Raw genomic sequence first — 11,507 nt, 5'->3', positions numbered from 1 at the left:
GTGAAGATTATTTTCGCAGGCACTCCAGAGGCCGCTGTTCCCACCCTCGAAGCCCTGATCAGCAGTGACTTCGAGGTTGTTGCCGTGTTGACGAGGCCAGATGCACCTCAAGGTCGCAAGCGCATCTTGACTCCGTCTCCGGTAGCACAGGTTGCAATTGCCCAGGGTATTCCAGTGATTTACGCCAATCGCATTGAAGATGAAGTTCAGAAAGCAATTGAAGATTCTGCGGCAGACTTAGGTGTCGTGGTTGCATATGGTGCTTTACTCCCACAGCAGACTCTTGAATCTGTGAAACTAGGCTGGATCAATCTTCACTTCTCAACTTTGCCTCACTGGCGTGGTGCTGCACCGGTTCAGTGGCAGGTCATTTCTGGTGCATCACAGGCTGGTTCTTCTGTCTTTCAACTAGTTCAAGAACTAGATGCCGGTGATGTATATGACTCACGGGAGTGGCCCATCCTTCCGGATGAAACCGCGGGGGAGTTGCTGACGAGGCTCTCGGTTCTTGGTGCACGGCAAGTTTTAGATGTAGTGCGATCTATTGACACTAGGTTTGCAGAGCCCAAGCCTCAAATTGGTGAGTCAACCTACGCTCGAAAACTTTCTCTAGAAGATGCTCACCTCAACCTCTCTCAGGATTCAGAATTTGTCTATAACCAATTCAGAGGTGTTACTCCAGAACCTGGTGCCTTCGTCCTCATCGGTGACGAACGTCTCAAGATTATTGAGGCCCGAATAGGGACGGATGAAGAGGTAGTTCCTTCTGCAATCACCTCAGTTTCTAAAAAGCTTTATCTGGGATGCGTTACTGGTTCTCTAGAACTGATCAGCGTTCAACCGGCTGGTAAACAAGGAATGTCTGCCATGGACTGGTTTCGTGGCCTCAGACAGGAAGTAGTACACGTTTCGTGAACAACGACAAAAGACCGCATACAAAAGGACCACGACGTTCACGGCCAGTTACGCCATCGCGTCTGGTCGCTTTTGAGGTACTCATGGCCGTTGATGTTGATGACGCCTATGCAAACCTTGCCTTGCCCGCAAAGATCAAAGAGTTTGGACTCAGCTCAAATGATGCTGGCCTGGCCACAGAGCTCACTTATGGCACATTGCGGATGCAAGGGTTCTATGACCGTGTCATTGCAAATGCCGCAGCTCGTGATATCGACACCATTGATTTAGTTGTTTTGAACATTCTTCGCATGGGAGTTCATCAGCTCCTTAATATGCGAGTGGCACAGCATGCAGCCGTTGATGAAAGTGTGAACCTTGCCGAACACATGGCGTCACTCGGCGCGGTTGGCTTTGTCAACGCTGTCCTTCGTCGCACAAGTCGTCACGACCTAGAAGACTGGCAAGAGTTCATCACCCAGGACATCTCGAATTCAGATGAGCGACTCGCTGCTCTGTATTCGCATCCAGTGTGGATTGTTCGTGCTCTCAAACAGAGTTTGGAAGCAGAGGGTAGAGGTGAGGAGCTCGAGAGTCTTCTCGCAAGTGACAATCTCAATCCTCGAGTGACTCTAGTTGAGCTTCCAGGTTTCGTTGATGCCAACGACGAAGTAGAAGGTGAACCCACGAACTACTCACCTCTAGGGATGTCGTTGAATACTGGTGGTGACCCAACGCGTTTTTCTCGCGTGCGAGAAGGTGTCGTTCGTGTTCAAGATGAAGGTTCTCAACTTGCTGCACTCGTGCTCTCTCGTCACCACGAGATCACACCAGGCGAGAAGTGGCTGGATATGTGTGCAGGTCCAGGCGGCAAAGCGGCACTTCTGGCTGCAGAAGCAACACTAGGTGGAGCTGTATTAACAGCTAATGAAGTTATTCCTGGACGTGCAGACCTGGTTCGTAAAGCCTTAGCCATCCTTCCTGACGTTAACGTTGTTACCGGAGATGGTGTTGATATTGGACTGGTCCAGCCCAATAACTATGACCGTATTCTTCTTGATGCTCCATGTACTGGATTAGGAGCTCTGCGACGGCGTCCCGAGGCCAGATGGAGAAAATCTCCTAAGGATGTTGGTGATCTCACCGCGCTGCAGTCTCAACTTCTCACCAGCGCGCTTCAAGCGCTGAAGCCCGGGGGAGTTCTTGCCTATGTCACGTGTTCTCCGCACCTTGCCGAGACTCGAGCAGTAGTCGAAGGCGCACTTCGAAAGAATCAGAATGTTTCTGAGCTTGATGCGCGTTCTGTGTTATCTGAAGTAGCAATGGAATCCATGGATATTGCCGGAGATTCATTATCTGTTCAGCTGTGGCCGCATCGACATGGCACAGATGCCATGTTCATCTCACTTCTGACTAAGTCGGAATAGGCTGGGAACATGGCCATTCGGATCAATCCCAGCATCCTTTCCGCTGACTTCGTCAACATGGAGCGAGACCTGGGTTCCATAGCAACTGCGGATCTTGTGCACGTAGATGTGATGGACAATCATTTTGTGCCTAACCTCACCTTTGGGCCTCAGATGGTTGGTCGCATACAGGATGTTTCGCCGATCCCACTTGATGTTCACCTCATGATCGAGAATCCAGAACGCTGGGCGTCCGGTTATGCAGAACTTGGTGCGTATTCGGTGACCTTCCATGCTGAGTCCACAGTCAATCCCGTTGCAGTCGCGCGCCGTTTGCGTGAAATCGGTGCTCGCGCTGGTCTTGCTGTGAAACCTGGGACAGATATTGAGCCATATCTGGAACTCATCTCCGAATTTGATCAAATTCTCGTGATGACCGTTGAACCAGGTTTTGGCGGTCAATCATTTATCCCCGATGTCATGCCTAAGCTTGCGCTGCTCGATGAAGCTCGAAAGAAATCAGGACTAGACGTCTGGCTGCAAGTAGATGGTGGTATCACTCTGGACACCATCGTGATTGCCGCAGAAGCCGGTGCAGACACTTTTGTTGCTGGTTCAAGCGTCTATAACTCTGGAAATCCAGAAAAGGCCATTGCTGGTTTGAGAGCTGCAGCTCACTCTGCGCACAAGCACTAGTTCGAGCAGGGTAGCCTTAAGAGGTGAAATCTTTTGATTCCCTCTTCTCCGAGCTCTCAGCAAAGGCTGTCGAGCGCCCAGAAGGTTCGCGAACTGTAGCTGAACTTGATGCTGGCGTTCACGCTATTGGTAAGAAAATCGTTGAAGAAGCAGCAGAAGTCTGGATGGCTGCTGAATACCAATCTCAAGAGGCAACTGCCGAAGAAATTTCTCAGCTTCTCTACCATGTGCAGGTTTTGATGATTGCCAAGGGCATCTCGCTCGACGAAGTCAACCATCATCTCTAAACACTGAGTTTCTTTTCCACTTCACAAAGGTTTACTTAAATGTTGCGCGTAGCTATTCCAAACAAAGGCTCTCTAGCTGAGATATCTGCTGAAATGCTCTACGAAGCCGGTTACACCGGTCGAAAAGATCAAAGAGATCTCCACTACTCCGATACTCGGAATGGTGTTGAGTTCTTCTATCTTCGTCCGAGAGATATCGCCACATATGTTGGTTCGGGTGCGCTGGACGTAGGAATCACAGGCCGCGATTTACTGCTTGATTCTTACTCAGAAGCTAAAGAAATTGCCGAACTTTCATTCGGTGACTCTACATTTCGTTTTGCTGGGCCTGCAGGAACTTTCTCAGATCTTTCTGATCTTGCAGGAAAGCGTGTTGCTACGAGCTACCCAGGTCTCGTGGGTACTTTCCTTGCACAAGCCGGAGTGCAGTCACACCTGGTCAAGTTGGACGGTGCTGTTGAATCGGCCGTTCGCTTAGGTGTTGCCGACGCTGTTGCTGATGTTGTCTCTACCGGTTCGACTCTGCGTAAGGCAGGTCTGGATATCTTCGGCCCTGTCATCCTCGAATCCACAGCAGTATTGATTAGTCGCGATGCCTCCATCGATGGCATTAGCACCCTGATGCGTCGTTTGCAGGGTGTTCTTGTGGCAAAACAGTATGTCCTGATGGATTACGACGTACCCAAGAAGTTCTTAGATGAAGCTTGTGCGATTGCACCTGGTATTGAGTCACCCACAGTTAGCCCACTGCACGACCCCGAATGGGTTGCCGTGCGTGTTATGGTTCCACGTGCGGATCGTAATGACGTCATGGACAAGCTCTATGACCTTGGTGCCCGCGCCATATTGGTTTCTGCGATCCACGCTGCTCGCCTGTAACCATGTCAGTAGCTGTTCGCATCATTCCCTGCCTCGACGTAGCTGATGGTCGAGTAGTCAAGGGTGTCAACTTCCTGAATCTGAAAGACCAGGGAGATCCTGTTGAGCTTGCTCGTTATTACTACGAGCAAGGTGCAGACGAGATTACGTTTCTGGACGTCAAAGCCACGGTAGAAAACCGTTCCACCATGTTTGACGTCGTTGCTCGCACGGCAGATGCAGTTTTTATCCCTTTGACGGTGGGTGGCGGTGTTCGCACTGTTGAGGATGTTGCTCAGTTACTCGCTCACGGTGCAGATAAGGTCGGTGTCAACAGCGCTGCCATTCAACGACCTGAGTTGGTGGATGAAATATCTAGTCGCTTTGGTGCACAAGTACTTGTGCTGTCCTTGGACATCACTCGGTCTTCGTCGACCCCGTCTGGTTTCGTTGTGACGACTCATGGTGGTCGCGAACTCACAGACATTGACGCGCTTGAATGGGCTCGCGAGGCCATTAATCGGGGCGCTGGTGAGCTTCTGGTGAATTCAATTGATGCAGATGGAACTAAAGATGGTTTCGACCTCGAATTAATCTCAGCAATTCGAGAGATTAGTTCTGTCCCCATTATTGCCAGTGGAGGCGCCGGGTCAGCAGATGATTTTCCCCCTGCTATTCACGCAGGAGCAGACGCAGCACTTGCTGCAAGTATTTTCCACTCCAAAGCTGTCACTATTGAAGAAGTAAAATCAGTTTTGAAAAACGATGGGTTTGAGGTGCGATAAATGTCAGCTTTCGATCCATCCAGCTTGAAGTATGACTCGCAAGGTTTGATCCCCGCCATCATTCAAGATGTTGCCAACAACGATGTTCTGATGCTCGGATACATGAACGCTGAGGCTGTTCGAAGAACTCTCGCTGAAGGGCGAGTCACTTTCTGGTCTCGATCCCGCCGAGAGTATTGGCGAAAAGGCGACACTAGCGGTCACGCTCAATTCGTTCGTTCAGTGCACCACGACTGTGATGCTGATACTTTGCTCATCGGTGTTGAACAGATTGGTGCTGCGTGCCACACCGGATCACGCACTTGTTTTGAAAAATATGAGGTTGCCGCTGTCGACGATGTGGACTCTTCTGTGATTGGTCAGGGGGAGTAGTGGCTAAGCACGACACCAACTTGCAGTCATTCAGCTCATTGCTTGCTGAGGGACACAAAGTAATTCCTGTCACACGGTCACTTTTTGCAGATGCTGAAACACCCATCAGCATTTATCGGAAGCTTGCTTCGGGTGTACCAGGATCATTTCTACTCGAATCCGCAGAACAGGGCGGTATTTGGTCCCGATTCTCTTTCGTCGGGGTTTCAAGCTATGGCGTCATTACCGATCATGACGGAACTCCTCAGTGGCAAGATTATGGACTGTCTTCACAAGATGCTTTCGGCAGTGAGATCCCAGCGACAGGTCTGAGCGCGCTGGATGCTCTTTACCGACGTTGGAAGACACCTCACATCGAGGGGATGCCCCCACTGACGGGTGCACTCGTAGGTTTTATCGGATGGGAAGCCATTCGAGAGTTGGAGAAACTTCCAAGTGAACCTCCTGCTGATTTCTCTATTCCTCGACAGGGTTTAAGTTTTTCACGCGAGGTCATCGTTCTCGATCACAAATTTGGAACAGTCACACTGATCTCCAACGTTCTTGTTCTGGGTGATTCACCTTCATCTGAAGAACTCTTCACCAGTGCACAAGCGCGATTGGATGATCTGCAACTCCGACTTTCCGTTCCTGGACCCGTCGGCTTGGCGCACATTGACCTTGATACGGCCGCCAAACCTCGTCTTCGCACACCCAAACAGGATTTCCTTGACGCAGTAGTTGCTTCAAAGAGGCACATCGTCGATGGTGATGTGTTCCAGGTAGTCATCTCACAACGCTTCGATGCTGATAATTCAGCTTCTCCTGAAGATGTGTATCGCGTGCTCCGGAGCTTGAACCCCAGCCCATACATGTATTTGTTGGCGCTGGAAACTGTTGATGGTAATCCCTACTCAATTGTGGGTTCCAGCCCAGAGGCACTCGTCAAAGTGTCCTCGGGGCGTGTCTTTACACACCCGATTGCAGGTTCGAGGCCACGGGGTGCAAATCCTGAACAAGATCTGGAATTAGAGACTGATCTGCTGGCAGATGATAAGGAACGTTCTGAGCACTTAATGCTTGTTGACCTTGCTCGTAATGATCTCTTGCGGGTCTGTGATGCTGGTTCAGTAGAGGTGACTGAGTTCATGCGTGTGGAACGTTTCTCGCACATCATGCACATCGTAAGTTCAGTTGAAGGAGACCTTGTTGCAGGAAAGGGTCCCGTTGATGTTTTTCGGGCCACTTTTCCTGCAGGAACGCTCAGCGGTGCTCCTAAACCCCGAGCCCTCGAAATCATTGACGACCTCGAACCTGCTCAACGTGGCGTGTATGGGGGAGTAGTTGGATACTTTGACTTCGCAGGGGATGCTGATTTGGCTATCGCTATTCGCACGGTTGTACTCAAAGACGACAAGGCTTATGTCCAGGCAGGTGCTGGCCTCGTGATGGATTCAGTACCTGAAACCGAATATCTCGAAACTCAAAACAAGGCAGCTGCTCCCTTGCGTGCTGTGGCTATCGCTAACGCATTGAAGAAGGTGTGACCATGAACTACCGAAAGTTCAAGACATACTCTCTGTTTGCGGCTTTCGTCCTGTCAGCAGCAATTCTGATTAGCTGGTCACAAACATGGTTTTTCCTTGAAGTTACCTTTCCAACTGAGAATTCTGAGGGTCTGGCAGTATCCGGTCAGATAGCCGCACCAGGTTTGAGCGCATTTGGACTAGCTGGCTTTGCAATTACCGCAGCGCTTGCACTGTCATCAGTTGTCATTCGTCGAATACTGGGTGTTTTGCTCTTGGGACTTGGCATCGCTGTTGTGTTTATCAGCCTTTCTGCCTGGACTGACCCAGTTCTTGCAGCAGCACCATTGCTGACTTCGTTGAGTGCAATCAGCGACATTGAAACGTTACGGACTTTCGTTCTTTCATCTTGGTTAACGGCTTGGCCGGGTATTTCCGTAGTTGCAGGAATCCTTCTTGTCCCTTTGGGAATCATCATTGTGTTCACCGCAGGTAAATGGGGTACCGGTAGTCGAAAGTTTGACAGAGTTGACCCAAGCAGCTCAGATTCTTTACAAGCAAAGCCTCGACAGAGCACTGTCGGAGAAAACAAAGATACTTCCTCGGTAAATATTGATGCCTGGGACTCGTTGAGCCACGGAATCGACCCAACTATCAACTAGAATTGGGAGTGAAGTTTTTACTGAGGAGTGACATGAGCAACGACATCGCTGATCCAGGAGAGGGCAACTCGCCCGCAGCATGGACCGCTGTAATTACCATGTTGGTATTTTTTGTCATTGGGACAACCGCATTCTTCCTCGCGATTGAATGGCTTGTCTGGGCTTCTGCCGTCGGAATTTTTGTCGGATGGGGACTTGGATTCCTTCTGGCAAAGCTTGGTTATGGTGTGAACGGTCCTAAGTTCACCCCCAAGCCACACCACTACTAAATGCTGTCCGACCTGACAGCTGGTGCACTGGCTGACGCGGCTGCACGGCGTGAATTTGTATCCTTTGCACAAGTTGAAGCAGCAGCATTAGCGCAGACTCCTGCACTGAATGGTCTTGAATTTCTTGCACCTAGCGATCACATCAAAGTGATTGCTGAAGTAAAAAGAGCAAGTCCATCTCGTGGCGACCTTGCCCCAATATCTGATCCCGCTGCACTTGCACGCACTTACGCTGCCAATGGCGCTTCTACTATCAGTGTCTTGACAGAAGGCCGGAAATTTAAGGGAACTCTTCATGATCTGCGTGCTGTCAGAGCCGAGGTTTCTGTTCCTGTCTTGCGTAAAGACTTCATTGCCGAAAAATATCAAATCCTCGAAGCTCGTGCTGCTGGAGCTGATCTTGTTCTGCTCATTGTTGCTGCACTAGATCAAGAACTTCTGGCCGAATTGAACGCGTTCGCTCTCTCTTTGGGCCTTACCGTATTGGTCGAGACACACTCACGTGAAGAACTTCATCGTGCGCTAGATATTGATGCGAAGTTGATTGGTGTTAATGCGCGAAACTTAAATACCTTTGAGCTTGATAGAGATCTCTTTGCTTCACTCGTTGGCGAGATTCCTGCTGGCGTCATCAAAGTGGCAGAATCAGCAGTACGAAACGCAACAGATGTTCAGCACTATCGAGACGCAGGTGCTGACGTCGTGCTCGTAGGTGAAGCTCTCGTCACCTCTGACCCTGCAGCAACCCTCCAATCCTTCCTGGCGGTATAAATGGCTCTTCGCGATGAACTTGGTCCTTACTTTGGTGAATACGGCGGACGCTTTGTTCCCGAATCACTCATCGCTGCACTGGATGAGCTTTCAGTAGCCTATGAACTTGCCAAATTTGACCCCGGTTTTCAGAAGGAATTAGCGGATCTTCACCGCACCTATACCGGTCGACCTTCCATCATTACGGAAGTTCCTCGTTTTGCGGAGCACGCCGGGGGAGCTCGTATATTCCTCAAGCGCGAAGATCTCAACCACACTGGCAGTCACAAAATCAACAATGTTTTGGGGCAAGCCCTCTTAGCAAAGCGATTGGGAAAGACACGCATTATTGCAGAAACCGGTGCAGGCCAGCATGGTGTTGCCAGCGCCACTGCAGCTGCCCTTTTTGGTCTGGAATGTGTTGTCTACATGGGTGAAGTTGACACTGAACGTCAGGCGCTCAATGTCGCCCGTATGCGTCTTCTCGGCGCCACAGTCATTCCGGTCACCACCGGTTCTCGCACGCTCAAAGATGCCATCAATGAGGCACTTCGTGACTGGGTTGCCAACGTGGACACCACTCACTATTTGCTTGGTACTGTAGCTGGACCTCACCCGTTCCCAGTCATGGTCCGTGATTTCCACAAGATTATTGGTGAAGAAGCTCGTGAACAGATGCTTGATATCACTGGACAACTTCCTACCGCTGTCGCTGCTTGCGTTGGTGGTGGTTCAAACGCCATAGGTATCTTCCATGCGTTCCTAGACGACCCCACGGTTGGCCTATATGGTTTTGAAGCAGCGGGTCGCGGTGTAGACACACCTAAACACGCTGCAACGATCACCAAGGGTCGCCCCGGTGTTCTACACGGTGCTCGTTCCTACATGCTCCAAGACGAAGATGGACAGACAATTGAGTCTCACTCCATCTCTGCCGGTTTGGACTATCCCGGTGTTGGACCTGAGCATTCCTGGTTGAACGACATTGGTCGCGCACACTATCGCCCCATTACAGATGCTGAGGCTATGGATGCGTTGCGTCTCTTAGCTCGCACGGAAGGCATCATTCCCGCTATCGAAACTGCACACGGCCTTGCAGGTGCTCTGCAGCTAGGTAAAGAGCTTGGTCCTGATGCGATAATTTTGGTGAATAATTCTGGTCGCGGAGACAAAGATATGGAAACTGCTGCTAAGTACTTCGGCATTCTCGATGGGGGAGCAGCATGAGTTCCAAGGTTGAAGCAGCTATCTCCGCTAAAGGCAAGGTGCTGATTGGCTACCTTCCTGTAGGTTTCCCCACCCTTGAAGACAGTATTGAAGCTGCAGTAGCTCTCGTCGAAAGTGGTGTAGACGTCCTCGAGTTGGGTGTTCCTTATTCTGATCCTGTCATGGATGGTTTGGTCATTCAGGAAGCTACTCAGGTTGCTTTGGCAAACGGATTCAAATTGCCCCAAGCCATCGAAGCAGTGAAGCAAATCACCGCTCGTGTTGATATTCCTGTTCTATTGATGACCTATTTCAACCCGGTTATTCAATATGGCGTGGACAAGTTTGCGTCTGATCTTGCTGCTGCTGGTGGTGCGGGTCTTATTACTCCCGACCTCATCCCAGATGAAGCAGGAGAGTGGCTTGCTGCTGCAGAAAAGTATGACCTAGATCGCGTGTTCTTGGCAGCTCCGTCCTCCACAGATGAACGTCTTGCACAGGCGGTACAGAACAGTCGAGGTTTTGTTTATGCGGTTTCAACGATGGGTATTACTGGTGCTCGTCAAGACGTAGATGTAGCTGCGAAATCTCTTGTTGCACGTCTTCGCACAGTTGGAGCTACCCATGTCGGCGTCGGCGTAGGCATTTCGAACGGTGCCCAAGTGAGTGAGGTTTTGGCTTACGGCGATGGTGCGATAGTAGGTTCTGCTCTTGTCAAGTCTCTCAACGATGGAGGTATTGATTCACTTCGATCCGTTGCAGAAGAACTCGCTCGAGGGAAATAACCTCTTGCTCTCTTTCCAACCTAAACTGGCACTGTGCATCTGATTACGAGTATTCCAAGTCCCTCGATTCAATATTTCGAGCTAGGTCTACTTCGCATTCACATTTATGCGCTGTGTATTCTTGCCGGCATTGCCTTGGCAGCGTGGATTACAGATGCGCGCCTTACCAAGCGTGGCGCTGAACGAGGTGTTGTCCTAGACATCATCTTGTGGGCAGTGCCCTTAGGGATCATTGGCGCTCGTTTTTATCACGTCTTCACCCACCCCGCTGACTATTTTTATGAGGGTGCAGACCTGATGAAAGTCTTCTATATCTGGGAAGGTGGAAACGCTATCTTCGGCTCACTCTTGGGTGGAGCAGTTGGAGCGTGGATCGGCTGTAAGCAAACCGGTATTCGTTTCTGGTCATTCGCAGACGCACTTGCACCTGCGATGTTGATTGCACAAGCAACTGGCCGTTTAGGAAACTACTTTAACCATGAACTTTTCGGTCAGCCCACCACGTTGCCGTGGGGCCTTGAAATCGAATCAACCAACCCAGCATTCCCTGTTGGATTGCCCGAAGGCACCTTGTTCCACCCGATGTTTCTCTATGAAATTCTGTGGAATCTGTTGGGAGTGTTTGTCATCCTTGCACTCGAAAGCAAGTTCTACCTTCGTTGGGGTAAAGCATTTGGTGTGTATTTGATTTGGTATGGGATTGGTAGATCTGTTTTCGAGACATATCGCCTAGATTCGAGCGAAACGTTCTTCTCTATCCGTACCAATGTGTGGGCGGCCCTCCTTGCTGTATTAGTCGGTGTGTTGATTATTTTCATTCAGAACCGTCGGCACTCGGGTAAAGAGCCCAGTGTCTACGTAGAGGGTGGTCCTGCTGTAAAGTTGGATAAGTAAGTTATTTCAGTCGGATCCGGGCAAAGATGCCCCCGTTATCGATGTAACTTCGACACTTCGCCCCGCCACAAGCGGCAAGGAAGTTCCCACGAGCGACAAACTCCCACGTTCCACTATTCCTGATGACTTAAGGGCCAA

At 50.3% G+C, this 11,507-nt stretch carries 14 protein-coding genes; all 14 read left to right on the top strand.

Translation table 11 applies throughout. The features are described from left to right. From fmt to lgt, 14 genes are read left to right on the top strand one after another with little or no spacing between them, the layout of a single operon-like run. Complete coding sequence (gene fmt / locus AINA4_RS04090) at positions 1-915, top strand: methionyl-tRNA formyltransferase (RefSeq protein WP_281786252.1); 915 nt, start codon at positions 1-3, stop codon at positions 913-915. Further along, positions 912-2,321: a transcription antitermination factor NusB gene (locus AINA4_RS04085; RefSeq protein ID WP_281786251.1), complete on the top strand. Its 1,410-nt coding sequence runs from the start codon at positions 912-914 to the stop codon at positions 2,319-2,321. The genes fmt and AINA4_RS04085 overlap by 4 nt, the downstream gene beginning before the upstream one ends. A 9-nt stretch (positions 2,322-2,330) precedes the next feature. Next, entirely contained in the window at positions 2,331-2,996 is a 666-nt protein-coding gene (rpe, locus tag AINA4_RS04080; protein ID WP_281786250.1) for a ribulose-phosphate 3-epimerase, read from the top strand. Positions 2,997-3,019: 23 nt separating this feature from the next. Next, positions 3,020-3,283 carry a phosphoribosyl-ATP diphosphatase gene (locus AINA4_RS04075; RefSeq protein ID WP_281786249.1) on the top strand — a complete coding sequence of 88 codons (264 nt, stop codon included), beginning with the start codon at positions 3,020-3,022 and terminating at the stop codon, positions 3,281-3,283. A gap of 39 nt (positions 3,284-3,322) precedes the next feature. Then, on the top strand, positions 3,323-4,162 hold the full coding sequence (hisG, locus tag AINA4_RS04070) for an ATP phosphoribosyltransferase (protein ID WP_281786248.1): 840 nt from the start codon (positions 3,323-3,325) through the stop codon (positions 4,160-4,162). A 2-nt stretch (positions 4,163-4,164) separates the two neighbouring features. Beyond that, positions 4,165-4,926 (top strand): imidazole glycerol phosphate synthase subunit HisF, encoded by a 762-nt coding sequence (gene hisF / locus AINA4_RS04065; protein ID WP_281786247.1) that lies wholly within the window; start codon positions 4,165-4,167, stop codon positions 4,924-4,926. Continuing rightward, entirely contained in the window at positions 4,927-5,298 is a 372-nt protein-coding gene (hisI, locus tag AINA4_RS04060) for a phosphoribosyl-AMP cyclohydrolase (protein ID WP_281786246.1), read from the top strand. Next, positions 5,298-6,824 carry an anthranilate synthase component I gene (locus tag AINA4_RS04055; protein ID WP_281786245.1) on the top strand — a complete coding sequence of 509 codons (1,527 nt, stop codon included), beginning with the start codon at positions 5,298-5,300 and terminating at the stop codon, positions 6,822-6,824. The genes hisI and AINA4_RS04055 overlap by 1 nt, the downstream gene beginning before the upstream one ends. Before the next feature lie 2 nt (positions 6,825-6,826). Next, complete coding sequence (locus AINA4_RS04050) at positions 6,827-7,465, top strand: Trp biosynthesis-associated membrane protein (protein WP_281786244.1); 639 nt, start codon at positions 6,827-6,829, stop codon at positions 7,463-7,465. Positions 7,466-7,497: 32 nt separating this feature from the next. Next, positions 7,498-7,734 (top strand): DUF6704 family protein, encoded by a 237-nt coding sequence (locus AINA4_RS04045; RefSeq protein ID WP_096381100.1) that lies wholly within the window; start codon positions 7,498-7,500, stop codon positions 7,732-7,734. After that, positions 7,735-8,505, top strand: coding sequence for an indole-3-glycerol phosphate synthase TrpC (gene trpC, locus AINA4_RS04040; protein ID WP_281786243.1), 771 nt, complete (start codon positions 7,735-7,737; stop codon positions 8,503-8,505). It begins immediately after the preceding gene. Next, on the top strand, positions 8,506-9,711 hold the full coding sequence (gene trpB / locus AINA4_RS04035) for a tryptophan synthase subunit beta (RefSeq protein ID WP_281786242.1): 1,206 nt from the start codon (positions 8,506-8,508) through the stop codon (positions 9,709-9,711). Next, positions 9,708-10,475 (top strand): tryptophan synthase subunit alpha, encoded by a 768-nt coding sequence (trpA, locus tag AINA4_RS04030; RefSeq protein ID WP_281786241.1) that lies wholly within the window; start codon positions 9,708-9,710, stop codon positions 10,473-10,475. The genes trpB and trpA overlap by 4 nt, the downstream gene beginning before the upstream one ends. Positions 10,476-10,514: 39 nt before the next feature. Beyond that, a complete protein-coding gene (gene lgt, locus AINA4_RS04025) occupies positions 10,515-11,369 on the top strand; it encodes a prolipoprotein diacylglyceryl transferase (RefSeq protein WP_281787639.1) in 855 nt (284 codons plus the stop codon). Positions 11,370-11,507: the final 138 nt, after the last annotated feature.

The organism is Aurantimicrobium sp. INA4, from assembly GCF_027924525.1.
GTDB lineage: Bacteria > Actinomycetota > Actinomycetes > Actinomycetales > Microbacteriaceae > Aurantimicrobium.
This window is presented reverse-complemented; position numbering and strand designations above follow the sequence as displayed.

Excerpts from the sequence above, each read along its gene's own strand:
- rpe (WP_281786250.1), top strand. The coding sequence starts at position 2,331 with ATGGCCATTCGGATCAATCCCAGCATCCTTTCCGCTGACTTCGTCAAC.
- hisG (WP_281786248.1), top strand. The coding sequence starts at position 3,323 with ATGTTGCGCGTAGCTATTCCAAACAAAGGCTCTCTAGCTGAGATATCT.
- hisF (WP_281786247.1), top strand. The coding sequence starts at position 4,165 with ATGTCAGTAGCTGTTCGCATCATTCCCTGCCTCGACGTAGCTGATGGT.
- hisI (WP_281786246.1), top strand. The coding sequence starts at position 4,927 with ATGTCAGCTTTCGATCCATCCAGCTTGAAGTATGACTCGCAAGGTTTG.
- AINA4_RS04050 (WP_281786244.1), top strand. The coding sequence starts at position 6,827 with ATGAACTACCGAAAGTTCAAGACATACTCTCTGTTTGCGGCTTTCGTC.
- AINA4_RS04045 (WP_096381100.1), top strand. The coding sequence starts at position 7,498 with ATGAGCAACGACATCGCTGATCCAGGAGAGGGCAACTCGCCCGCAGCA.
- trpC (WP_281786243.1), top strand. The coding sequence starts at position 7,735 with ATGCTGTCCGACCTGACAGCTGGTGCACTGGCTGACGCGGCTGCACGG.
- trpB (WP_281786242.1), top strand. The coding sequence starts at position 8,506 with ATGGCTCTTCGCGATGAACTTGGTCCTTACTTTGGTGAATACGGCGGA.
- trpA (WP_281786241.1), top strand. The coding sequence starts at position 9,708 with ATGAGTTCCAAGGTTGAAGCAGCTATCTCCGCTAAAGGCAAGGTGCTG.